At 32.6% G+C, this 25,547-nt stretch carries 21 protein-coding genes; 13 read left to right on the forward strand and 8 right to left on the reverse strand.

Going from position 1 to position 25,547, the window contains the following annotated elements; translation table 11 throughout:
- Positions 1-255, forward strand: coding sequence for a DUF6327 family protein (locus A4F88_RS06495; protein WP_068841770.1), 255 nt, complete (start codon positions 1-3; stop codon positions 253-255).
- A gap of 23 nt (positions 256-278) precedes the next feature.
- Here the strand turns inward: A4F88_RS06495 and A4F88_RS06500 are convergent, their stop codons facing one another.
- Together A4F88_RS06500 and gltX are read right to left on the reverse strand one after the other, a co-directional pair.
- Positions 279-1,259, reverse strand: a complete 981-nt coding sequence (locus tag A4F88_RS06500) for an SPFH domain-containing protein (RefSeq protein WP_068841771.1) — start codon at positions 1,257-1,259, stop codon at positions 279-281.
- Between the two features lie 196 nt (positions 1,260-1,455).
- The gene (gene gltX, locus A4F88_RS06505; protein ID WP_068841772.1) at positions 1,456-2,961 is read right to left on the reverse strand and encodes a glutamate--tRNA ligase; all 1,506 of its coding nucleotides are present in this window, start codon (positions 2,959-2,961) and stop codon (positions 1,456-1,458) included.
- Positions 2,962-3,124: 163 nt separating this feature from the next.
- On the opposite strand from gltX, the gene A4F88_RS06510 reads away from it, so the two are divergent.
- The 9 genes from A4F88_RS06510 (at position 3,125) to A4F88_RS06550 (ending at position 16,084) form a co-directional block, all read left to right on the forward strand.
- Complete coding sequence (locus tag A4F88_RS06510) at positions 3,125-6,508, forward strand: DUF4175 family protein (protein ID WP_068841773.1); 3,384 nt, start codon at positions 3,125-3,127, stop codon at positions 6,506-6,508.
- A complete protein-coding gene (gene ybeY, locus A4F88_RS06515) occupies positions 6,505-6,924 on the forward strand; it encodes an rRNA maturation RNase YbeY (protein ID WP_068841774.1) in 420 nt (139 codons plus the stop codon). The genes A4F88_RS06510 and ybeY overlap by 4 nt, the downstream gene beginning before the upstream one ends.
- Before the next feature lie 715 nt (positions 6,925-7,639).
- Positions 7,640-9,511, forward strand: a complete 1,872-nt coding sequence (mnmG, locus tag A4F88_RS06520; protein ID WP_068841775.1) for a tRNA uridine-5-carboxymethylaminomethyl(34) synthesis enzyme MnmG — start codon at positions 7,640-7,642, stop codon at positions 9,509-9,511.
- A 192-nt stretch (positions 9,512-9,703) separates the two neighbouring features.
- The gene (locus A4F88_RS06525; protein ID WP_068841776.1) at positions 9,704-10,165 is read left to right on the forward strand and encodes a hypothetical protein; all 462 of its coding nucleotides are present in this window, start codon (positions 9,704-9,706) and stop codon (positions 10,163-10,165) included.
- 97 nt (positions 10,166-10,262) lie between these two features.
- Positions 10,263-11,111 (forward strand): class I SAM-dependent methyltransferase, encoded by an 849-nt coding sequence (locus tag A4F88_RS06530; RefSeq protein WP_068841778.1) that lies wholly within the window; start codon positions 10,263-10,265, stop codon positions 11,109-11,111.
- A gap of 246 nt (positions 11,112-11,357) precedes the next feature.
- Positions 11,358-11,933, forward strand: coding sequence for an OmpH/Skp family outer membrane protein (locus A4F88_RS06535; RefSeq protein WP_068842310.1), 576 nt, complete (start codon positions 11,358-11,360; stop codon positions 11,931-11,933).
- 100 nt (positions 11,934-12,033) lie between these two features.
- Complete coding sequence (locus A4F88_RS06540) at positions 12,034-14,313, forward strand: helix-turn-helix domain-containing protein (RefSeq protein WP_068841780.1); 2,280 nt, start codon at positions 12,034-12,036, stop codon at positions 14,311-14,313.
- 72 nt (positions 14,314-14,385) lie between these two features.
- On the forward strand, positions 14,386-15,144 hold the full coding sequence (locus A4F88_RS06545; protein ID WP_068841781.1) for a hypothetical protein: 759 nt from the start codon (positions 14,386-14,388) through the stop codon (positions 15,142-15,144).
- A gap of 178 nt (positions 15,145-15,322) precedes the next feature.
- Positions 15,323-16,084: a hypothetical protein gene (locus A4F88_RS06550; protein WP_068841782.1), complete on the forward strand. Its 762-nt coding sequence runs from the start codon at positions 15,323-15,325 to the stop codon at positions 16,082-16,084.
- Between the two features lie 41 nt (positions 16,085-16,125).
- On the opposite strand, the gene A4F88_RS06555 is transcribed toward A4F88_RS06550, so the two are convergent.
- Positions 16,126-17,094 carry an HU domain-containing protein gene (locus tag A4F88_RS06555; protein WP_068841783.1) on the reverse strand — a complete coding sequence of 323 codons (969 nt, stop codon included), beginning with the start codon at positions 17,092-17,094 and terminating at the stop codon, positions 16,126-16,128.
- A gap of 450 nt (positions 17,095-17,544) precedes the next feature.
- Here A4F88_RS06555 and dprA point away from each other — a divergent pair, with 450 nt between their 5' ends.
- Positions 17,545-18,645, forward strand: a complete 1,101-nt coding sequence (gene dprA, locus A4F88_RS06560; RefSeq protein ID WP_068841784.1) for a DNA-processing protein DprA — start codon at positions 17,545-17,547, stop codon at positions 18,643-18,645.
- A gap of 137 nt (positions 18,646-18,782) precedes the next feature.
- Here the strand turns inward: dprA and trpS are convergent, their stop codons facing one another.
- The gene (trpS, locus tag A4F88_RS06565) at positions 18,783-19,757 is read right to left on the reverse strand and encodes a tryptophan--tRNA ligase (RefSeq protein WP_068841785.1); all 975 of its coding nucleotides are present in this window, start codon (positions 19,755-19,757) and stop codon (positions 18,783-18,785) included.
- 199 nt (positions 19,758-19,956) lie between these two features.
- Between trpS and A4F88_RS06570 the strand changes: the two genes are divergently transcribed.
- The gene (locus tag A4F88_RS06570; protein ID WP_068841786.1) at positions 19,957-20,703 is read left to right on the forward strand and encodes a lysophospholipid acyltransferase family protein; all 747 of its coding nucleotides are present in this window, start codon (positions 19,957-19,959) and stop codon (positions 20,701-20,703) included.
- 562 nt (positions 20,704-21,265) lie between these two features.
- Here the strand turns inward: A4F88_RS06570 and recA are convergent.
- The 4 genes from recA to A4F88_RS06590 all read right to left on the reverse strand — a co-directional run bounded on the left by recA (position 21,266) and on the right by A4F88_RS06590 (position 24,592).
- Positions 21,266-22,273: a recombinase RecA gene (gene recA, locus A4F88_RS06575; protein ID WP_068841787.1), complete on the reverse strand. Its 1,008-nt coding sequence runs from the start codon at positions 22,271-22,273 to the stop codon at positions 21,266-21,268.
- 160 nt (positions 22,274-22,433) lie between these two features.
- Positions 22,434-22,946 carry an acyl-CoA thioesterase gene (locus A4F88_RS06580; RefSeq protein ID WP_068841788.1) on the reverse strand — a complete coding sequence of 171 codons (513 nt, stop codon included), beginning with the start codon at positions 22,944-22,946 and terminating at the stop codon, positions 22,434-22,436.
- Positions 22,947-23,052: 106 nt separating this feature from the next.
- Entirely contained in the window at positions 23,053-23,436 is a 384-nt protein-coding gene (locus tag A4F88_RS06585) for a DoxX family protein (protein WP_068841789.1), read from the reverse strand.
- A 7-nt stretch (positions 23,437-23,443) separates the two neighbouring features.
- Positions 23,444-24,592, reverse strand: a complete 1,149-nt coding sequence (locus A4F88_RS06590) for a DNA polymerase III subunit (RefSeq protein WP_068841790.1) — start codon at positions 24,590-24,592, stop codon at positions 23,444-23,446.
- 434 nt (positions 24,593-25,026) lie between these two features.
- Between A4F88_RS06590 and A4F88_RS06595 the strand changes: the two genes are divergently transcribed.
- On the forward strand, positions 25,027-25,479 hold the full coding sequence (locus A4F88_RS06595; RefSeq protein ID WP_068841791.1) for a hypothetical protein: 453 nt from the start codon (positions 25,027-25,029) through the stop codon (positions 25,477-25,479).
- Positions 25,480-25,547 lie beyond the last annotated feature (68 nt).

Below are 25,547 nucleotides of genomic sequence, written 5' to 3' on the forward strand. Positions count from 1 at the left end.
ATGGAGACAAAAAAATACTCATCATACGCAGAAATCGAAAGAGATTTAGAAATTTTAAAACTGGAGAAAGAGATTAATTATCAAAAATTAGTTTTAAATGTTCAACGAACAAAAGAGATTATTACTCCACAATATATTGTTGGTGGCGTTTTTTCTTCTTATAAAGAATATGTATTGAACTCATATCCACAAATTTTACAATCGATTTTACCCTATATTATCAATTGGTTTATCAATAAAAAAAGAGGCAAATAAGCCTCTTTTTTGTTTTTCTGTAATTATTTTATTTCCGGTTGAATGTCATCTTCATAACCAGATTGAGGTTCAATAGGTTTTGGTTTCACAATTTTCTTATTGTTTTTCTTCATCATTTCGCCAACCTGATTAGATGCAGTAAATGAAGCAACCATATTATTTAGCATATCACTTCCGGCTTGTGGAGAGTTTGGTAGCAATATTAGATTTGAATTTGCATCAGCACCAATAGCTTGTAAAGTATCATAATGTTGAGTTACCACAATTAGGGCAGAAGCTTCCTGAGAATTAATTCCAACATTGTTCAAAACTTCAACACTTTCTACTAAACCTCTTGCAATCTCACGACGTTGATCTGCAATACCTTGTCCTTGTAAACGTTTACTTTCTGCTTCAGCTTTTGCTTTTGCAACAATTCTAATTCTTGAACTTTCAGCTTCAAATTCAGCAGCTGTTTTTTCTCTGTCAGCAGCATTAATTCTGTTCATGGCATTTTTTACCTGAATGTCCGGATCAATATCAGTTACCAAAGTATTGATAATATCATATCCGTAAGTAGTCATAGCTTCGTTCAATTCTCTTTTTACAGCAATTGCGATATCATCTTTTCTTTCAAAAACATCATCCAGTTTTAGCTTAGGAACTTCAGCACGAACAACATCAAATACATAAGCAGTAATCTGATCGTGAGGATATTCCAGTTTATAAAAAGCATCATATACTTTTTCCTGGATCACTTTAAACTGAACCGAAACTTTCATTTTGATGAAAACGTTGTCTTTGGTTTTAGTTTCAATGATAACATCCAGCTGTTGAATTTTAAGATTTACGCGTCCGGCCAATCGATCAACCAACGGAATTTTCAATTGTAAACCTGAATTTCTGACACTCAAAAATTTACCAAACCTTTCTATAATTACAGATGATTGTTGTTTCACCGTAAAAAAGGAAGACATTAAAATAAAGAATGCAAGAACTAAAATGATAATAAATGCTGTGTTCATGGTAATATTGATTTAGTTTTTATGATCTCGTAAATTACGAATATTCTTCCAATTTCAATTTTTAAAAGTATAAAAAAAACGCTAAGTTTATTTTATCATATACTTAGCGTTTAATTTAAAATTTATTCTTTTACCACTAAAAGATTAAGAAAATTAAGTTTTGCTTTATGAACTTAATATCTTAAAGGTAAAAAAATTATAAAGTAGCAATTGCTTTCTGAATTCTCGAAATAGTTTCTTCTTTTCCAATGATCTCAACAATGTCAAATAGGTGAGGACCTTTTAATGCTCCAACCAAACTTAAACGGAAAGGCTGCATAACTTTACCCATTCCAATTTCATTTTTAGTCAACCAGTCTTTTACAATAGTTTCAATATTTGCAGATGTAAAATTTTCTATATTTTCTAAAACAGAAATCAATTCCTGCATCAAAGTTGGAGTTTCTTCCTTCCAGTTTTTGCTTGCTTTTTCATCATAAGATGTTGGTGCCTGGAAAAAGAAATCAGTCAAATCCCAAAATTCAGAAACAAAATGTGCTCTTTCTTTAATCAATGAAACGATTTTTGTTGTCAATTCAAGAGAAGGAGAGAAGCCTTTTTCTTCTAAAATTGGAGAGAAACTTTTCGCTAAATCTTCATTATTTTGCTTGATAAGATATTGGTGATTGAACCATTTGTTTTTCTCCGGATCAAATTTAGCTCCTGATTTATGAACTCTGTTCAGGTCAAAAGCTTCTACTAATTCTTCTAAAGAAAATAATTCTTTGTCTGTTCCGTCATTCCAGCCTAATAGCGCAAGGAAATTTACAACCGCTTCCGGGAAAAATCCTTTCTCTCTGTAACCGGAAGAAATGCTTTCTTTAGTTTTCCATTCTAATGGAAATACAGGAAATCCTAATTTATCACCATCTCTTTTAGATAATTTTCCGTTTCCAATTGGTTTCAAAATCAAAGGTAAATGTGCAAATTCAGGAGCATCCCAACCAAAAGCTCTGTATAATAAAACGTGAAGAGGCATAGATGGTAACCATTCTTCACCACGAATTACGTGTGAAGTTTCCATCAAATGATCATCAACAATATTGGCTAAATGATAAGTTGGCATTCCGTCACTTTTAAACAATACTTTATCATCAAGTAAACTTGTTTCAAATTTTACATCACCACGAATGATATCTTTTAAATGTAAAGTTTCATCAACAGGAGTTTTAAAACGGATTACATAATGTTCTCCATTTGCAATTCTTTTAGCAACTTCATCAGCAGAAATTACTAAAGATGTATCTAGTTTTTCACGATTGGTATGATTATAAATAAATGTTTTTCCTTCAGCTTCTTGTTCTTTTCTCAAAGTATCAAGAGCTTCCGGAGTATCAAAAGCATAATATGCCCACCCAGAATTGATTAGTTGATCAGCATAAGTTTGATATAATTCCTTACGATCACTTTGTCTGTATGGACCAAATTTTTCATTTTTTCCAACAGTTTCTTCTGGCGAAATACCTAACCATTCCAGCGCTTCCATAATATAAGCTTCGGCACCCGGAACAAAACGAGTCTGATCTGTGTCTTCAATTCTTAAGTAAAAAACACCATTGTTTTTTTTGGCAAATAAATAATTAAATAGGGCAGTACGAACTCCGCCAATATGTAATGGTCCGGTTGGACTTGGTGCAAAACGCACACGAACTTGCTTTGACATTTGTTTAAATTTTGATGCAAAGATACGATATTAGTCAAAAGCCTAAAGTCGAAAGTCTGAAAGGTTTTTAGCTGTGTGCTAAACTTTTGACTTTCGACTTTTGACTTTCAGACTTATCGTTATAATTACTACTTTTATGGGTTATAAATAAAACAGATTCACATTGAAAACAACATCTGCTATATATCAAAAATTAGAAGCATTTATAAAGAAATATTATACTAACGAATTAATAAAAGGATCACTTCTTTTTATAGGTTTTGGATTATTGTACTTTCTGTTTACGCTTTTTATCGAATATTTTCTTTGGTTAAGACCATTAGGAAGAACATTATTATTCTGGATTTTTATAGGAGTAGAAGTTTTTCTGCTGTTTCGTTTTATTTTGTTTCCTATTTTTAAGTTGTTCAAACTTCAAAAAGGAATCGATTATAACCAGGCTTCAACTATAATTGGAAATCATTTTACGGAAGTAAGTGATAAGTTAACTAACTTTTTGCAGTTGTCATCTTCTGAAAATTCAGCAGAAAGTTCAGAGTTGATGTTGGCTTCGATAGAACAAAAAGCAAATTCTTTGCAGCCAATTCCGTTTGGAAATGCAATCAATTTTAAAACAAATAAAAAGTATTTGCCATTAGCAATTATTCCAATTTTACTTTTTGCAGTGTTTTATATTTCTGGAAATAGCAATGTCATTTCTCAAAGTTTAAACAGAGTAGTACACTTTAATGCGACATTTTTACCACCAGCACCTTTTAAATTTGTAGTTCTAAATCAGAATTTGCAAACAGAACAAAATAAAGATTTCGTGATCAAAATGGAATCTGTTGGGAATGTTGTTCCGGAAAATGTGATGATTCATATTGGTAATGAAAGTTATTTTATGGAATCATCTCAACCTGGAAAATTTGAATTCAAGATTGAAAAGCCGGTAGAAAATGTTCAATTTTCATTCGAAGGAAATTCTGTTTCATCTGAAGAATACGAGTTAAAAGTAATCACAGTTCCTTCAATTGCCAACTTCGAAATGATATTAAATTTTCCGTCTTATCTTAAAAAGAAATCTGAAACTATTCAGGGAACCGGAAATGCTATTGTACCAGAAGGTACTTTGGTGACCTGGAAAATGAATACGCAATCGACTCAGGAGATTGTTTGGAAGGATGAAAACTCAGTTTTTAAGTTCAATAAAGCGGAAAACGAGTTTAAATTGGCTAAAAATATCAGTCAAAATACAGAATATCAAATCCTTACTTCAAATAATAAGGTCAAAAACTACGAAATACTGGATTATCAGCTCTCTGTTATCAAAGATCAGCATCCAACTATTACAGTTTCACCTGCTCCGGATAGTTTGAAGTTGGATAAGAATTATGTTTTAGGAAGGTTACGAGATGACTATGGTTTGTCTAAATTACAAGTTGTTTATTACGAACGCAACAAACCAAACACTGCAAAGCGTGGAACGATTCCGGTGAAGTCAGGAGTATTTGATCAGTTTGTTTTTAACTTTCCAAGTAATCTTGCTGTGCAGGAAGGAGTATCTTACGAATACTATTTTGAGGTTTTTGATAATGATGCACCACATGGTTTTAAGAGTACAAAATCTTCTGTTTTTTCTGATCGTGTTTCTACTACAGATGAAATTCACGACATGGAATTACAACAACAAAATGAGAACATCAATAGTTTAGAAAAGTCTTTAAAGAATCAAACCAAGCAATTTTCTGAAATGGATAAGATTCAGAAAGCAGGAAAAGAGAAAGATAATTTAGAGTTTAAAGACCAGCAAAAAGTAAATGATTTTATCAAACGTCAGAAACAACAAGACGAATTGATGAAACAATTTGCAGAGAAAATGAACAAGAATCTTGATAAATTTCAATCTGAAAAGAAAGATAAAACTGCTGATGATTTGCAAAAGCGTTTGGATAATGCTGAGAAAGATTTAGAAAAGAATCAAAAATTAATGGATGAATTGAAGAACTTAAACGATAAATTAAACAGTGAAGAGCTGTTTGATAAAATGGAAAAGTTCAAACAAATCAGTAAGAACCAATCTCGAAACTTAGAGCAATTGGTTGAATTAACGAAACGTTTTTATGTTTCTAAAAAAGCAGAACAAGTAGCAGACAAATTAAAGAAACTTGCAGACAAGCAAGAGGAACTTTCCAATAAAGAAAAAGAAAACACTCAGGACAAACAAGAGAATATTAATAAAGATTTTGATAAAATTCAAGATGACTTAAAGGACTTGAAAGAAGAAAACAAGACATTAAAATCTCCTTTAGATATTCCTAATGATGCTTCAAAAGAGAAAGATTTGAAGAATGATTTGCAAAAAGCTTCTGAAGAATTAAGTAAAAAGAATTCATCTTCGGCTAAGCCAAAGCAAAAAAGTGCAGCTAAGAAAATGAAAAGCATGGCAGAACAAATGGATTCAAGTATGGAAGGCGGAGAGCAGGAACAACTTGAAGAAGATGTTGCAATGCTTCGTCAAATCTTAGATAATCTTTTGGCTTATTCATTATCTCAGGAAGATGTGATGAAACAATTTAAATCTATGAAATTAGGTTCGTCAGCCTATACTAAGAATATTAAAGTTCAGCAAAATTTAAAACAACAGTTTAGATATGTTGATGATAGTTTGTTTGCATTGTCTCTTCGTAACCCAAAAGTAGCCGAAGATGTAACTAAGGAAATAGGTAATGTACAATACAATATTGATAAAGCTATTGAAAGTTTAAGTGACGTTCAGGTTCCAAAAGGAGTTTCGCATCAGCAATATGCAGTTTCATCTGCTAATAAACTGGCTGATTTTTTAAGTGATTTATTAAACAATATGCAAATGTCTATGTCTAAACCAGGTTCAGGAAAACCAAAACCAGGAGATGGACAAGGAATGCAATTACCAGATATTATTCAAAAACAAAAAGGCCTGGCTGATAAAATGAAAGCAGGAATGAAGCCGGGAGATAAACCTGGTGATAAACCCGGAGATGGTCAACAAGATAAATCGGGTTCTGCTAAACAAGGTCAGGGAAAAGACGGACAAGGTAAAAATGGAGATGGTAAAGATGGACAGGGAAATAAAAATGGAGGAAAAGATAAAGACGGAAAAGACGGTAATGATGGAGAAGGAGATGCTGAAGCCATTATGGAAATTTATAAAGAGCAAGTAAAACTTCGTGAAGCATTACAAAAAGAGTTAGCAAAACAAGGTTTAGATTCTCAGGGAAAATCTGTAATTGATCAAATGAAAGCTTCAGAAAAACAACTTTTGAATAAAGGTTTTAAGAATGAGAACTTACAAAGAATACTTAATATTCAACAAGAATTATTAAAATTAAATAACGCTGTTCAGCAACAAGGTCAAGATACAAAGCGTCAGTCTGAAACTAATAAGGCCGAATTTTCTAATAGAACGAATGCTTTGCCAAGTTCGCTTTTGGATTATTTAAACAGTGTAGAGATATTAAACAGACAATCACTACCTTTGCGCTCGAATTTTAATCAAAAGGTTCAAGAATATTTTAATACAAAATGATCAATTTTAATTACGAAACCGAATTTTCTTTAGACAACGAACAAGCCTTTGCTGATTGGTTAAGTGTTGTAATCGTTTCTGAAAATAAAAACGAAGGAGAGATAAATTATATTTTTTGTGATGATGAATATCTTCATAAGATAAATGTAGAATATCTAAATCATGATACACTAACAGATATTATCAGTTTTGATTATACAGTTGGGAATGAATTAAACGGAGATATATTTGTCTCTGTTGAAAGAGTAGAGGACAATGCTAAGGATTTTAATGTTTCTTTTATAGAAGAATTAAAAAGAGTTTTGGCTCACGGTATACTTCATTATTGTGGATATAAAGACAAGAGTGATTCTGAAGCCGAACTTATGCGTTCAAAAGAAGATGAAAAAATTGCAATGTTTCACGTGGAACAGTAATTAAACCACTTTTAAATGTTTAGAATTCTTTGTTCCACGTGAAACATGTTTATCTAAATTGATAGATTTTTACAAGCGTTCCACGTGAAACATATTTGAGATTTTGAAATTAAAATGTTTTACGTGGAACTTTCCAAGTGGAGTTTTAGAAAAACTGATAAGGATTTAATATTGTTTTTTTTAAGATTTAGTATAAAGTGTTTCACGTGGAACATGAATATTTGGTTTTAATTTTGATTTTTATCGTTCGAAAATTCATTTTTAAATCGTTCAACGTGGAACAAGATGTATAAGAAAGGTTGAAATTTTAGATTTTGAAAAATCGAAATTGTAAAAATGATGTTTCACGTGGAACAGTTTTTAGAATTTTGACGATTGAAATTGAGGTTTTGGAATTACCACATTTTGAATTTTTATTCTGAGTTTTGAATTGGCAAGTTGAGTTTTCTTTCGAAAGAATCAAGAATGTTTCACGTGGAACAGGAGTTCTGTTTCGAAAATTTTAATCGAAAGATTGGAGAATGTGTTTGTTTAGTCTGTTCCACGTGGAACAGATTTATGTCGTTTAAGAAGGAATCTGGGTTTTGTGGATTGTGTTCTTGAATTTGAAAATTTGAATTTTGCGCGTTAGCGCCGTTCCACGTGGAACAAAAAAAGAATTAAAAAGTAATTCTGAGAATCGCCTTAAACGGTTTGCAGAGAATAATAAAACAAAATGTTTTTAGAAGAATACGATGTTATTGTAGTTGGTGCAGGTCATGCTGGATCTGAAGCCGCGGCAGCGGCCGCAAATTTAGGATCAAAAACTTTATTGGTTACCATGAGTCTGCAGAACATTGCACAGATGTCTTGCAACCCAGCGATGGGAGGAATTGCAAAAGGACAGATTGTGCGTGAGATTGATGCGCTTGGTGGATATTCGGGAATTGTTTCCGACCGCACGGCAATTCAATTTAAGATGTTGAACAAATCAAAAGGACCTGCAATGTGGTCGCCAAGAGTTCAAAGTGATCGAATGCGTTTTGCTGAAGAATGGAGAATGATGTTGGAGGGAACTCCAAATTTGGATTTCTACCAAGAGATGGTGAAAGGTTTGATTATCGAGAACGGAAAGATAAAAGGAATCAGAACTTCGTTAGGAGTGGAGATTCGATCTAAATCTGTAGTGTTGACAAACGGAACTTTTTTGAATGGTTTGATTCATATCGGAGAAAAACAATTCGGAGGAGGAAGAGCAGGCGAAAGTGCTGCAACAGGAATTACCGAAGATTTGGTGAAAGCCGGATTTGAATCAGGAAGAATGAAAACAGGAACGCCGCCACGAGTTGATGGACGTTCTTTAGATTATTCTAAAATGAACGAAGAAAAAGGAGATGCGAAACCGGATAAGTTTTCTTATTCGGATTTAACCGTTCCGTTAACGCATCAAAGATCTTGTCACATGACATACACGTCATTGGATGTTCATGATATTTTGAGAGAAGGTTTTGATCGTTCGCCAATGTTTAATGGAAGAATCAAAAGTCTCGGTCCAAGATATTGTCCTTCGATAGAAGATAAGATTAATCGTTTTGCAGATAAAGAACGTCATCAGTTATTTGTTGAGCCGGAAGGTTGGAATACATGTGAAGTTTATGTAAACGGATTTTCAACTTCGCTTCCGGAGGATATTCAGTTTAAAGCTTTGAGTTCTGTTGCCGGTTTTGAGAAAGTGAAATTCTTCCGTCCAGGTTATGCAATCGAATATGACTATTTCCCACCAACGCAATTGAAACATACTTTGGAAACGAAGTTAGTTGAAGGTTTATATTTTGCCGGACAAATAAACGGAACAACAGGATATGAAGAAGCAGCTTCGCAAGGATTGATGGCTGGAATAAATGCGCATTTAAAAGTGCATGAAAAAGCGCCGTTGATTTTAAAACGTGATGAAGCTTATATTGGAGTTCTGATTGATGACTTGATTACGAAAGGAACGGAAGAACCTTATCGTATGTTTACGTCAAGAGCAGAATATAGAACATTGTTGCGTCAAGATAATGCCGACTTTAGATTAACGCCAATGTCTCATGAAATTGGTTTGGCTTCTGAAAAACGTTTACGCCGAATGGAGAAGAAATTAAACGAATCTGAAAAGATGGTTGCTTTCTTCAGAGAGACGAGTGTTTCGGTTGCGGAAACAAATCCAATTTTGGAAGCAAAAGAAACTGCTCCGATTACTCAAGGTGATAAAATGTTTAAAGTTTTTTCACGCCCTCAAATTGATTTAGAAGATATGTTGAAATTTGAAAAAGTTAAAGCATATGTTGAAGAACATAATCTGGATCAGGAAATTTTAGAGCAAGCCGAAATCCAGGTGAAGTATTCCGGATATATAGAAAAGGAAAGAAATAATGCAGATAAACTTACTCGTTTGGAAGAAGTGAAAATCCCGGAAAATTTCGATTATAATAAAATCAAATCTATGTCGATTGAAGCAAAACAAAAGTTGAGTAAAATTCGTCCGGTTACGATTTCTCAAGCTTCAAGAATAAGTGGAGTTTCTCCAAGTGATATTTCGGTATTATTGATTTATATGGGAAGATAAAAAAGTTTTAAATTTCAGATTTCAGGTTGTTGTTGAAATCTGAAATTTTGTTTTTATTTGCTTTTTGGTTCCACGTGAAACCTAAAAGCAGAAATAAATAAAAATTAAAAAACAACAGAGAATTGTTCCACGTGAAACTATATGATGAGAAATTTATTTTCGTAAATTGTTTTAATTTTATTTTTTTGCGATATGAAGATTATTCAGAAAGAAGTTTTGTCAATAGATGAAAAAGAATCCTTAATGCAACTTTGGAATACTGAATATCCGGGAAAATTAAATTATGAAACAATTCATGATTTTGATTTGTATTTAAATGGTTTGATAAATGCAAAACATCATTTACTAATAGATGAAAATAAAATTAAAGGCTGGGCATTTGATTTTTTGAGAGAAGATGAAAACTGGTTTGCAATCATAATTGACAATCAAATTCACGGAACAGGAAAAGGTTCGTTGTTAATTGAAGAATTAAAAAAGAATAATGATATTTTGAATGGCTGGGTTGTTGACCATGAAAATGATGTAAAACAAAATAAAGAGCAGTATAAATCGCCATTATTGTTTTATCTCAAAAACGGTTTTACCGTTTGCGAAAAAACAAGAATCGAAAACGAAAAAATATCTGCAGTAAAAATAAATTGGACACGTTAAAGAAAAAATAAATATATAAGCACAATGGACCCTAAAAATGGAAAATTTCGTTTTTAGGGTTTACTATGAAATTAAACCCAAATCCCTATAATTAAAAATGGACGTTTTAAACAAAAAACATTTTCTTACTGTAAAAGACCATTCTGTATCTAAAGAAACTTTTGATTTATATTATGATGAAACTTTAGATATGTTGATTACCTCACCACAACCGGATTTAGAAAATCTGGGAAAATATTATGAAAGTGAAGATTATATTTCTCATACAGATAACAAACGTTCATTATTTGAAAAAGCGTATCACTTTGTGAAAAATATAGCTTTAAAAAATAAACTAAATTTAATCAATGCTGAGCAATCTCAAAAAGGAAGAATTTTAGATATTGGTGCCGGAACCGGAGATTTTTTATTGACAGCAAAAAATGATGGCTGGGAAACTGTTGGAGTAGAACCAAGCGAAAGAGCAAAAAATATTGCAATCCAAAAAGGAATTTCATTTGTATCTGAAATTGGAAATCTTCAGGATAATTCCTTTGACGTAATTACGATGTGGCATGTTTTGGAACACGTTCCAAATTTAGAATTTCAAATTCAGGAATTAAAGCGTTTACTAAAACCAACTGGAACTTTAATTGTTGCGGTTCCAAATTTTAAATCCTACGACGCGCAACATTACAAAACTTTTTGGGCAGCTTATGATGTGCCAATTCACTTTTGGCATTTTTCAAAAAAAGCCATTCAGTCTCTTTTTGAAAAAGTAGATATCAAATTAGAAAAAGTACTTCCAATGAAATTTGATTCATTTTATGTGAGTTTATTATCTGAAAAATATAAAACCGGAAAAATGAATTATATCAGTGCATTTTTGGTTGGCTTAAAATCAAATTTAAAAGCAAGCAGTACAAAAGAGTATTCATCGCACATTTATGTCTTAAAAAACAAGTAAAACGCAATTTAAGCACGTTTCTGATATCTTTTTAGGTCTGGTGAGGGGAAATTATGTCTTTTTTGAGAAGATCGCTCTAATGAAAGCTATGAAAGTCACTTTTAATAGCGTTAAATTATTGACAATTTTCTTTCGATAAATAAAAACAATATGATAAAATTCTAGCATTTTTTAAACTTTATGTTGATGCTATTTATTTTTTTATATTTTTGTCTTCAATACATTAAAAAAATAGAAATTCAAAAAATGAAAAAAGCATTAGTAATTATCGCACTTTCAATTTTCGCCGTTTCATGTAATAAAACTGGAGAAGTAAAGGAAGTAAAAACAGCTTACGTAGATACTTCAGTTTTAATGAAAGAATACACTGAAGCAAAAGACCTTGAGGCAAAATACAAAGCTCAGGCAGAAGAAAAAGGAAGACAACTACAAGCTGAGATTACACGTTTTAAACAAGACGCTGCTAATTTTCAAAGTCAGGCACAGGCAAATGGGCAGGCATGGGCTCAACAAAAAGGAGCTGAGTTACAAAAAAGAGAGCAACAATTGGGTTATGCACAACAAGCTTTATCTCAACAATTGCAACAGGAAAGTGGTGTTGAAATGGATTCTCTGGTAAGCGGAGTTAAAAAATTCATCAAAGATTACGGTAAGAAAAACGGTTATTCTTATATCTATGGTACTGGTGATGCAGCTTCAATTTTGTACGCTGAAGAAAAATATGATATTACAAAAGATGTCATTAAAGCTTTGAACGACAAGTATAAAGCTACACCAAAAACAGATGATAAACCAGCTGCTAAAGAAGAAGCAAAAAAATAATACCAAACTAACTAACTAAATTAAAAAACCTAAGTCTGTAAAGATTTAGGTTTTTTCTTTTATAAAAATGCCATACTTTTAGTTTTTCAATATACGCCAAATGCAAAACGTTTCAGAAGCAGCTGCTTACACTTTACAATTCATCAATCAAACGCAAAAGTCTATTTTCCTGACCGGTAAAGCAGGGACAGGGAAAACTACGCTTTTACGCGAAATCATTGCTACAACCCACAAAAACACAGTTGTTGTGGCTCCCACAGGAATAGCGGCACTAAATGCCGGTGGTGTTACCATACACTCCATGTTTCAACTGCCTTTTTCTGCCTTTATTCCGTCATATGCGGAAGCTTCGCAGTTTACCGAAACTGTGAAATTTGAGAATAAAGAAACCTTGCGCCGACATTTCAAAATGAACAATGTTAAGCGTAATGTAATCAGAAATATGGAGCTTTTGATTATTGATGAAGTCAGTATGCTTCGTGCTGATTTACTGGATGCTATTGACTTTATGATGCAGACAGTTCGTAAAAATTCGCGTCCTTTTGGTGGAGTTCAGGTACTTTTTATTGGCGATTTGTTGCAGCTTCCACCCGTTATCAGAGACGAAGAATGGCGAACATTACGAAATTATTACAAAGGAAAATTCTTTTTTCATTCGCATGTTATTCAGCAATTTCCGCCACTTTACATCGAATTATCAAAAATTTACCGTCAGTCTGATGATACTTTTATCTCGGTTTTAAACAACCTTAGAAATAACCAGATTACACCGCAGGATATTCAGGTTTTAAACGAATATGTACAGCCGGATTTCGACTTAAAAAACAATCCCGGATATATTACACTTACAACACATAATGCCAAAGCCGATTCGATTAACGAACAGGCAATAAGTGATTTAGCAGGCAATGAATTCTCTTACCAACCTTTTATCGTGGGCGATTTTCCTGAAAAAATATTTCCGGTAGAAGAGAATTTGAAACTCAAAGTTGGCGCTCAGGTTATGTTTGTTAAAAACGATTTGTCTTTTGATAAGCGTTATTTCAATGGAAAAATGGGAGTTGTAAAATCCCTTTCACCAGAAGAAATCTTCATACATTTTCCAGAAGAAAACAAAACGATTGAGGTAGAAAAATACGAATGGAAAAATATCCGATACAAAGTAAACGAGCTTACCAAAGAAATCGAAGAAGAAGTTTTAGGAACATTTGCACATTATCCGATAAAATTGGCATGGGCAATTACAGTTCATAAAAGTCAGGGTTTAACTTTTGAGAAAGCAGCGCTCGATGTATCGCAAGTTTTTCTGCCCGGACAGGCATACGTAGCATTATCGCGTTTAACTTCCTTAAACGGGCTTATTTTGCTTTCTCCGATACAAATGAATGGCATTTCGAATGATCAGGATGTCATGGATTATGCTTTAAACAAAGCAACCGAAGAAGTTTTAAAACATTCTCTGCACTTCGAAACTAAAAACTTTATTCATAACTATTTGATAAACAGTTTTAACTGGACTGATTTATCTCAGGAATGGCGTAATCACCGTTTTAGTTATAACGAAAATGCTGCAGGTTCAGAAAAATCAAAACATGCTGTTTGGGCACATAAACGTTTAGAAACTATCGAAACACTAATCGATCCCTCTCAGAAATTCGTGAATCAGCTTAATAAAATATTTAGTAAAGAAACAGTTGATTTGTATTTTGTTCAGGAAAGAGTAGTGGCGGCTTACGATTATTTTTTTAAGCCAATGGACAAGCTGGTTACGGATCTTTTGAATAAAATGGCTGAAATTCAGAAATTTAAAAAAGTAAAAGAATTTTATGAAGAATTGGCTTTTTTGGATGATTTGCAAACAAAAGCTGTTTTACGCTTAATGAAGGCCAAATTGCTCATAGAAATTGTCGTTGCAGGTGAAACCATCTGTAAAGAAAAATTGTCGTCTACAGCGATTAAAAACTATAAATCCGACAAGGTCGAGAAGATCCGCGAGGAACTTAACATTGCAAATACCGATATTTTTAAATCTGAAGAGCCTGTAGTTCGTTATACAGCCAGAAAATTAGATAAGAACGAAGCAAAAACAGTTAAGAAAACTACTGTGGAAGAAACGCATGATTTGTGGCTTGAAAAGAACTCAATTCAGGATATTGCGAGAATCCGTAAATTAACTGTACAAACTATTGAAATGCATTTGGTTAAATTGATTCAGGCTAAGAAAGTTGAGATTTCAGATATTCTGCCTTACGATAAAATCCTGGCACTCCGCGAAGCTTTTGAGTTTTATCAGGAAGAATCATTAAACGGTTTAAAAGAAAAACATGGGGATGAATTTACCTGGGATGAACTTAAAATGTTTAAAGCCAGTATTAATTGATTTCCGGGTATTTTGTAACTTAGTGATTTAGTTTCGTTTTATTTCATAAAAACATTATGTAAAATAGAAAATATGAAAAAGCTCATTTGTATTGTATTTATTACTTTTTCGATCTGTAATATTTCTGGTCAGGATTTAAAACCCGAATATCAAAAGTTTATTAAAACGTTCATAGAGAATGTAAAAAACAATAAAAAAGAGGCTGTAGCCAATATTGTGCAGTATCCTTTTAAGAGAGGGTACCCAATTCCGTCTGTTAAGAATAAGGCTGAATTTATAAAAAGATACGATCAGATTTTTGATGCAGCTTTAAAAAACGAAATTATTAAATCGAATCCCGCAAAAGATTGGTCACAAGTGGGCTGGCGCGGAATTATGCTCAATCAGGGAACGCTTTGGTTTAATGAAGACGGCCATTTAAGAGGTATTAATTATCAATCGAAAGCAGAAGCAGATCTGAAAAACAAATTAATAGCTGCAGAAAAAGAAAAACTACATTCATCAATTGCAGTTTTTAAAGCGCCGCTCTATATTTTGGAAACTTCTAAATTTAGAATTAGAATTGATGATTTGGGGAACGAGAACTATCGGTATGCTTCCTGGTCAATAAAACAATCGATGAGCGAAAAGCCTGATTTAGTGCTTACAAACGGAAAATGGATTCCTGATGGAAGCGGTGGAAACAGTCACTTTGATTTTAAAAAAGGTAATTTTCTTTACGAATGTTATATCACTGTTTTGGGGCCAAAAGATGCTGCTCCGGCTACTTTAACAATATATCAAAATGAGAAAGAAATTCTTTCTCAGGATGCTAAAGTTGTTCCACGATAAACAAAATCCTATTCGAAAGAATAGGATTTTTTATTTGCAATTCATATCTGATTTTCTGTAGATTTTCAACATAAGTTTTATTCTTTTCAAGACAGAATCAGGGAAATATGCAATAAATAAATAATGATTATATTTGATTGTAATGAACAGATTAGTAATTAATTAAAAATATTTTAAGATGAAAAAAAACACTGTATTTTTAATATTATTGATGCTTTGTAGCAGCTTTATTACTGCTCAGGAAGCAAAATCAGAATATCAGGTATTTGCGAAAAAGTTAATTGAAAACGTAAAAAACAACAACAAAGAAGCCCTCGGAGATCTGGTTGTCTATCCGTTAAAACGAGAATATCCAATACCGGATATTAATAATAAATCAGATTTTATAAAGCGTTTTGATGAAATCTTTGATACAGGTTTAAAAAATGAAATCATTAAATCGAATCCCGTAAAAGACTGGTTTGATATGGGTTTACGTGGTGTAATGCTTAATCATGGAATTATCTGGCTGGATGTAGACGGACGCTTGACAGCCATAAATTACCAATCAAAATTTGAAACTGATCTTAAAAATAAACTTATAGCTTCTCAAAAAAAAGAACTTGATCCAAGTATTGCTTTTTTCCAGACTCCGATTTGCATTTTGGAAACAGCTAAATTTAAAATCAGAATTGATAATTTAGGGAATAATAATTACCGTTTTGCTTCATGGTCTATTGATAAAAAAATGAGTGAAAAGCCTGATTTAGTTATTAATGGTGGTAAACTTATAGTAGAGGGAATTGGAGGAAATCATCAGTATGAGTTTAAAAAAGATAAATATACTTATGAATGTGCTATTATAGTTTTGGGCGAAAAAAATTCGCCTCCGGCAAGGCTAACAATTTATCTTGGAACTAAAAAAACACTTGTTCAGGATGCGAAAATTGTTCCACGATAAACAAAAAAAATCCTATTCGTAAGAATAGGATTTTGAGAGTATTATAAGTTTTCGACTAGAATCCACGCATCAGGATTTTCGCCTTTTTGAATTTCTTTTCGTGCTTTTTCTGCTTCAGACATCGTAGCATAACTTCCGTATAAAACCGGAAATAATCCATGCTTGTTTTCGCCCAGCATTCTCGCTTTAAAACCATCTTTAATTAATTGATTGTAAGCTTTTCGTGCATTTTGTTCACTTCTGAAAGCTCCTGCCATAATGTGATAAGGCATCGTTTTTACTTCAACAGTTTCAACTTTTGCTGAATCTACAGAAAGTGTAACAGCAGGCAATGGATTCTGAATGAAAAATGTAGCTTCCTGTATTTTATTCTGCACTTTTTTCTGAACAGCACTTTCAACGACTAAAGTTTTGTTTGCGATTTGGTTTTGGTATAATGGATATCCAATACTACCCGTAATTCCAAGACCTAAAACAAGGATTGCAGCATATCTTAAGAACGGATTTACTGATTTTCCTTCGTCTTCATTTTCATACAGAGAAATGGCTTCTCTTTCTGAGATTTCTTCGATTTTTCTCTCGAACATTTCTTTTTTAACCAAAGGAGAAACAAACGGACTTAGTCCAAAAGATGATGTTAAGTAATTGGTCTGATCGTTTGGTGTAAAAATTATATTTCTTTCAGCGTTTAAACGAACTTCACCTATGTTTTTAAGGCTTATAACGCCATTTTGTTCCAAAGTTTTTTTCCATTCTGTAACTTCAAAAGCAATAGCACTAACAGCAAAACCATAAGATGTTTTTTCTGCATTTGCAATATGATTTGCCAATAGTCCGTCATTGTTTTTCAAGCGGCTATTAAAAGAGATCATTTTTTTGGGTGGAAAAAACGAATTTGTGCCTTCATTCAGCTGTGCCGATTGAATTTCTGTTAAAAATGCTCCAAACCCTGGAACCGTTACACACTGATAACGATACAATAACTGTGCGATGTAATTTTCGATTTTCATGTTTACAAAGTTATGTAATGAATATAGTTATCAAAATTTTATTCACAGTTTTTATTAACAATTCAGGTTTTTTTATAGATAATTAATATTCAGTAATTTAATTGTTTATTTGTTAAATTTTTGAAATTTACAGATGCATAAAAAGTTATTTTTATTAAGAAATAACATCTATTTTAGATACAAATTCGTTTCGTTTTTTATTTCTATTTTACATAATGTTTATTCGAAATGTCTAGTGCGAATTATTTTTTATTACAACTACAATCAGGATAGAAATAAAATCTATGAAATATTCAGTATTTATAATATTTCCGAAATTACTACAGGAAACTTATATAAATTGTTGGCCTAATTTATTTTGAAAGAATTTACTTCTAATTACTATATTTGTCTTTCTTAAAAATACTGTTTTTTTTAAGAATTTATCTTCCTTTAAAAAAATTATAAGCCATGTCAGATCAAGATTTATTTTATTTATTAGCCTTATTAAAAATCGATGGAGTGGGGGATATAATGGCAAAAAAGCTACTGAATCATTTTGGTGACGCAGAGACTATTTTTAAAACTAAAATAAATCAAATAGCTGCTGTTGATGGAGTTGGAACAGTTTTACTGAATAATTTAAAAGATAAATCAGTTTTTGAAAAAGCAGAAAAAGAGCTGAAATTTATCGATTCAAATGATATAAAAGTTTCTTTTTTTCAGGATGAAAATTACCCCGAACGATTAAAACATTGCTTTGATTCGCCCGTTTTGATTTTTTCTGCCGGGAATATAAATTTAAAAAATAAGAAAATAATAAGCATTGTCGGAACCCGTCAAATTACCTCATATGGAACAGAATTTTGTAAAAAACTAATTGAAGATTTAGTGCCACTTGATCCTGTAATTGTAAGTGGTTTTGCCTATGGTGTTGATATTGTTGCACATCAGCTGGCAATGGATTTTAATCTGCAAACCATTGGAGTCCTGGCACATGGTTTAAACCAGATTTATCCAAAATCCCATAAAAAATACATGAGCCAAATGGAACAAAATGGCGGTTTTATAACAGAATTCTGGAGTTCATCTAAACCTGATAAAGAAAATTTTGTACGTCGAAATCGTATAGTTGCCGGTATGACCGAAGCCACAATTGTAATAGAATCTGCAGATAAAGGCGGATCGCTAATCACTGCAAATCTGGCTAATGATTATAATCGTGATGTTTTTGCTGTTCCGGGAAGAGTAACTGATAAGTACAGTCAGGGTTGTAATAATTTAATTAAAACCCAGAAAGCAAATGTTTTAACCAGTGCTGCTGATTTGATTTATATTTTGAATTGGGATGTTACAAGAAAATCTGAACCTGTTCAAAAACAATTGTTTGTAGAGTTGGCACCCGATGAACAAAAACTGTATGATTTTCTGCTAAAAAACGGAAAAGAATTGCTTGATATAATAGCTTTAAAATGCGATTTCCCCATTTATAAAATTTCCGGAATCTTGCTAAATATGGAATTGAAAGGGGTGATAAGACCTTTACCCGGTAAGTTATTTGAAGCGATTTAAGATTTTGGATAATATTTTGAAATTTCAATAGAACAAATAACATTTAAGATCTTGAATTGGTCATTAATCCTGCTCAATTGTTAATTGCCTGTAAAATAAAAACGCGGCATTTTTTAGTATTGCCGCGTTTATAATCTCTATTTTTGAAATCCAAGAACATCTCTAACTTTCGCCAAAACACCATCAGCGATAACAGAAGCTTTTGCAGCACCTTTTTTCAATAGTGCATCGACTTCGTCAAGATTATTCATGTAGTAAGTATATCTTTCTCTTTCAGTTTTAAATTTCTCGGTAATCAATTCAAACAAAGCTTGTTTGGCATGACCATAACCATAATTTCCGCCAAGATAATTGGCTCTCATTTGAGCAATTTGTTCTTCTGTAGCCAATAAAGAATAGATTGCAAATGCATTGCAGGTATCCGGATTTTTAGGTTCCTCAAGAGGAGTACTATCAGTTTCGATGCTCATAACCTGTTTACGTAGCACTTTATCGTCCAGGAAAATATTAATAATATTATTGGCAGATTTACTCATTTTTCCGCCGTTTGTTCCCGGAATTAGCATACTGTTTTCCTGAATTTTAACTTCGGGAATAACAAAAATCTCACCCATTTGATGATTGAAACGAGAAGCGACATCACGTGTAATTTCTAAATGCTGCATTTGGTCTTTTCCAACCGGCACAAATTCAGCATCATACAATAAAATATCGGCAGCCATTAACATTGGATATGTAAAAAGTCCGGCATTTACATCGTCTAAACGATCTGCTTTATCTTTGAAAGAATGTGCCAAAGTCAAACGCTGAAACGGAAAAAAACAGCTTAAATACCAGGTCAATTCAGTAGTTTGAGCCACATCAGATTGTCTGTAAAAAGTAACTTTATCAGGATTTAATCCGCAGGCAAGCCATGCAGAAGCGGTGCTGTATGTGTTTTCTCTTAATGTTTTACCATCTTTAATTTGTGTAATCGAATGTAAATCAGCAATAAACAAAAATGATTCGTTTGCAGGATTATTTGATAGTTCGATAGCAGGAATAATTGCTCCCAATAAATTGCCTAAGTGTGGCGTTCCAGTACTCTGAACACCAGTAAGTATTTTTGCCATTCTAGTTTTTCTTAATATTGCAAATTTCGTTTTTTTACCGCAAAGTTCACAAGGTTTATTTTTTTTCTTGTATTAAAAGTAGAAAGTTTTCTAAAAAGATCTTTTCTAATTCAGCATTTTACTCTTAGAAAAGTCTAATTTCAAAAAATCTAATGATCTAAAAATCTAATTTCACTTCTGTTTTCTTACATTTGAAACCATGAAAGGATTAAAAATTGTTTTTTGGGTTTTATGGCGCATTTGGTTTTACATTTTAATGGCCATTCCGATATTGATTATGCTGCCGTTTTTGCTGATTTCTATAATCTCTGAGAGTGGTTATCCCTATTTCTTTAAAATGGCCCGCATTTGGGCTAAATTTATCCTTTTCGGGATGGGTTTTTATTATAAAGTCGAACGCGAACAAAAGCTGATCAGAAAAAAAAGCTACATGATTGTGGCCAACCATACTTCGATGACTGATATTATGCTGATGCTTGCATTAGTTAAAAATCCGTTTGTTTTTGTTGGAAAAAAAGAACTTTCTAAAATTCCGTTGTTTGGCTTTTTCTATAAAAGAACCTGTATTTTAGTCGACAGAAATTCATCAAGAAGTAAAAATGAAGTTTTTAAAAGAGCTCAGAGCAGACTTAATCAGGGATTGAGTATCTGTATTTTTCCCGAAGGCGGCGTTCCGGATGATGAATCTATTTTACTGGATGAGTTTAAAGATGGCGCTTTTCGTCTGGCAATCGATCATCAAATTCCAATTGTACCAATTGTTTTTGCTGACAATAAAAAACGTTTTTCATATACTTTTTTAAGTGGAAGTCCGGGCATAATGCGTGCAAAAGTTTTACCTTTTGTAGAAACAGAAGGTTTAACAAGTGACCATAGAAAAGAGCTTAGAGATCAGGTAAGACAGTTGATTTATAAAGCATTACTTGAATTTAAAAAGAAAGAGTAGTTAAGATATTTAAAATATAAAGCCCGACAAATTTTTTGGAAATTGTCGGGCTTTGTTTTGAATTAAAAATCCCCCATTTTATATTCAAAAAGATTATCGATGAATTATTTTTTCAGAAATAAAACGCAATACTTTCTTAAATTTTAATTTCGTTTTTCGGCGGTTTTTATTGTACAACACTTCTATTTTCTCTTTCATGGTTAAAAATATTAAGGATTGATAATAAAGAGTTTGGTTAAAACTCCAGTTAATGTCACACTTTAATAGAGAGCAAAAAAGCAGAAAGGTTGCGTGAGATGTAAAAAAAATCTCCAAATAAAAATAATAAAAACCCGTTAGTACCAGTAAACTAACGGATTTTTATATGAACAAACCAATCTAAATTTATTATAAAAACCTAAGACTTGGGTATTTGGTCGATACCAGCAAATTCTTTTGTCTTTTTATAAGATGAGATTTTTCTAAAATGGTTGCGTCATTTTTAATAAAATAAAACCCGACAGAACAATAATTGTTTGTCGGGTAGTATAAAAAAACCTGCAATTTGCAGGTTTTGAGTGTCTTAAGCACTTGCTAATTCTTTGATATGTGCTTTGATCTTTACTTCTAATTCTTCAGCTAATTCCGGATTATCTTTAATTAAAGATTTTACAGCATCACGTCCCTGACCTAATTTTGTATCTCCGTAGCTAAACCATGATCCCGCTTTTTTAACGATTTCAAATTCAACCGCTAAGTCAAGAATTTCACCTGTTTTAGAAACACCTTCTCCATACATAATATCGAATTCGGCAGTTTTAAAAGGCGGAGCCACTTTGTTTTTTACGATTTTAACTTTAGTTCTGTTACCAATTACGTTTTCACCATCTTTAATTTGAGATGAACGACGAATATCCAAACGTACCGAAGCGTAGAATTTTAATGCGTTACCACCCGTTGTAGTTTCAGGGTTTCCGAACATTACACCAATTTTCTCTCTCAACTGGTTGATGAAGAAAACAGTACAATTTGTTTTGCTGATAGTTCCTGTTAGTTTTCTTAAAGCTTGTGACATTAAACGTGCGTGAAGTCCCATTTTAGAATCTCCCATTTCACCTTCGATTTCACTTTTTGGAGTTAATGCAGCAACAGAGTCAATTACAACAATGTCTATAGCTCCTGAACGAATTAAGTTTTCGGCAATTTCTAAAGCCTGCTCACCATTGTCTGGCTGCGAGATAATTAAGTTTTCGATATCAACACCCAATTTTTCAGCATAGTTTCTGTCAAAAGCATGTTCCGCATCAATAAACGCTGCAATTCCGCCTGCTTTTTGAGCTTCAGCAATTGCATGTAATGTTAGCGTAGTTTTACCAGATGATTCCGGTCCGTATATTTCAATAATTCTTCCTTTTGGATATCCATTTACTCCAAGAGCTAAATCAACGCCAAGTGAGCCAGAAGAAATCGTTTCTACCTCTACAATGGCTCTGTCGCCCATTTTCATTACGGTTCCTTTACCGTAAGTTTTGTCAAGTTTATCAAGCGTTAATTGTAACGCTTTTAATTTGGCTTCTTTGTCTGAACTCATATTTTTTTAAATTATCTTAATTGTTATTTTTTGGTTTTCAAAACACAACTCAAAAGTAAGAAATAACTTTATTATTGTCATTTAGCTGACTTGTAAATTGCAAAACTACTTCTTTTTTTTGGAGTTTGGTTCTCACAAATTGTTACAAATTGCTACAAATTTACTCTATAAATAAAGCTTTTAATTCAGTAGCTTCAGAAGGTTTCATTTTTCCTGCAAGTACCAAACTCAGTTGTTTACGACGCAAAGCAGCATCAAAACGCTGAATTTCTAATTCTGTTTCCGGTACAATTGGCGGAACTTCAACAGGTCTTCCGGTATCATCAACAGCAACAAAAGTATAAATAGCTTCGTTTGCTTTTGTTCTGCTTCCGGATTCACGGTCTTCTACCCACACATCAATAAAAACTTCCATTGAACTTTTAAAAGATCTTGAAACTTTTGCCTCGACAGTAACTACGCTTCCCAGAGAGATAGCTCTGTTAAAAGCAACGTGATTTACAGATGCCGTAACTACAATTCGACGTGAATGTCTGCGTGCTGCAATACTTGCTGCACGATCCATACGAGCTAATAATTCGCCACCAAATAAATTGTTTAAAGGATTTGTTTCGCTTGGTAAAACTAAATCGGTTAATATGGTTAGGGACTCTGAAGGATGTTTTGGATTCATTTTTTTAATAATAAAATTTTATTTTTTGTCTGTCATACAGACCATTTTTGCCACAAATTTTTACCGTTTTTAAAATCTTTTTAACCCGATAAATCTGTGATATATTTTAATTCAGCCAGTAAACTGCCATTACAGCAGGAATAAAGTATATAACAATGGTTCTTGCACCATCATAATCTTTGGCTAATCTTTGTCCGAAAAGCATCATTAACAAACTAATACAAGAAAAAATGGCACCGTAAAAACCAAATTCACGACCACTGTTTGTTAATAATTGTATGGCTCCTACAACAGATAAAATTCCGGAAATTAATTCTAAAATTAATAGATGGAGCAAGGCAAGTGGTACTTGATTTTTTAGAGGCGTATTGGCAAAATGCCCTTTAAGCCATTCGACATTATCTTTCCAATAAAATATTTTTTCATATCCTGATTGTAAGAACGTTAAGGCTAAAAATGCTAATAGTAAAATGGAGGCAACATTATTCATTTGAAAACTATTTTTTATGAATTAAACGAGTCAGTTTTATAGATAAATCGGTTAGGATTATTTTTGCATTTCCGTTTCTTTCAATATGATACATGGCATCTGAAAGTTCTTTGAAAATTTCATGAATATTATTTCCGTTTACAAAAGGAGCAAAGTTTTCGAGTTTAAACTTGTCTACTTTTGGTTCAATATAGACTAAAGACGGTGCCTGATAATTAAGCAAAAGAGCTTGTCTGAACATTTCGATACAAAACTGGATGAATTTTTTCTGACTTTCACGTCCAAGTCCGGCAATCTCCTCACTCCATGAAATCAAATCCTGAATTGCCGCAGCATTTCCTTTTGCCCTAAAAGCTGCACGGACCCAATTGACAAACCATTGTTCAAAGGGATATTCAGAGTCATCTTCTTTTAAAAGATTCAAAGCTTTGCTGAAATTTCCCTGTGCCTGATGGGCAATTTTTTTTGCCAGATTGGCGTCAATATTTTCTTGTGAAACCAAAGCATCAGCAATAACTTTTTCCGGTAATCCGTTAAAGTGAATTACCTGACAACGAGAGCGTATGGTTTGTATAATATCTTCTTCGTTTTCAGAAATCAGAATAAAAATGGTTTTATCAGAAGGCTCTTCGAGGAGTTTTAAAAGTTTGTTAGATGCGGCGATATTCATTTTATCTGCCATCCAGATAATCATGATTTTATAACCACCTTCGTATGATTTCAGCGAAAGCGATTTTAAAACTTCCTGAGCATCTTCGACTCTGATTTCTCCTTGTTTGTTTTGAACGCCAAGAATTTTGTACCAGTCAAATAAACCGCCATATGGTGTTTCCTGTATAAATGTGCGCCAATCCTGAATAAAGTCTAAACTTTTGGGTTTGGTTTTTACATCTTCGGTAGTAACGGTTGGATAAATAAAATGCAAATCAGGATGCGAAATATTCTGAAATTTTAAATTGCAGGCATGATTTCCATTTTCGTTTTCATTTCCTGTATTTTTGCACAAAATATATTGCGCATAAGCAATTGCGGTTGATAATGTACCGCTTCCCTCGGGACCAATGAATAATTGCGCATGTGGAATTCGCCCAGAAGTTGCACTTTTTATCAAGTGACTTTTGATGTAATCCTGACCTAAAATTTGTGAAAATTGCATGTAGCAAAGATAGAAGAAAATGATGTAGTCAAAAATTTTCGATTAAAAGTTTATCAAGAGCGAATCATTTATGATGTTATTGAACTTTTGGACTTTGTTTTTTGCAGTTTATTAACCAACTTTTGTTAATAAAGAGGCGATCCGAAGGAGATATTAAGACTTTTTTGTTAATATTTTTTTTTGAAAAACGACAAACGTAAGTTTTTTTTGGTTATTAATTTAGAAAAATTAAATTTTTTTATAGCGAATATCTTACGGCTTTGGTTTTAACAATTTTAACAAAAAGCCCGTTAAAACGCACATTTTCTCGACATAACGCTGGTTTTTAAGCTTTTTTTAAGCTTTTTTTTTGAAAAAAAAAATCAATAAAGTTGCAATTTAAGTTAATTTCTATATTTTTGTTTTCATCAACAACCAATTATAATTAAGAATTTATGAAAGGGAAAATTATTTTATTTAGTGCACTTTTTTTAATGACTACCGGGGCAATTTCAGCCCAGGCAAAAAATGCTCCAAGAAGTATTATTAGTACAACAGCTCTTATTCGTAAATACCATGATCAAAAAGAATTAAGTGGTATGCAAAAAGGAGAACTTTTGGAACTTTACATTGAGCGTATTAAAGTATTAGTAAAAACCCTTCCTTACATTGCTTTGGTTACTAAACCTGGAGTTACAATGGCTGACTTAGGTATTCCGGACGATAACGAACACAAAAAAGTATTAGATGCTCAGGCTGTTGGTACAACAACATTCTTAGATACAACAGTAGAATTTCAAAGAAAAATGATGCCTTATTCTGATAAAGGCAACTTGATCGCTGCAATTTTATTCTATGAAAGTACATTGAAATCTTTACATGAGTTCAACGAATTGAATGAAATGTAATATATAATTATATTTTTTAAAACCTTTTTAAAAGTGTTTACGTAGATGGATGAGATTTCACTCGGCAC

Origin of the sequence: Flavobacterium chilense (assembly GCF_001602525.1) — a bacterium.
GTDB lineage: Bacteria > Bacteroidota > Bacteroidia > Flavobacteriales > Flavobacteriaceae > Flavobacterium > Flavobacterium chilense.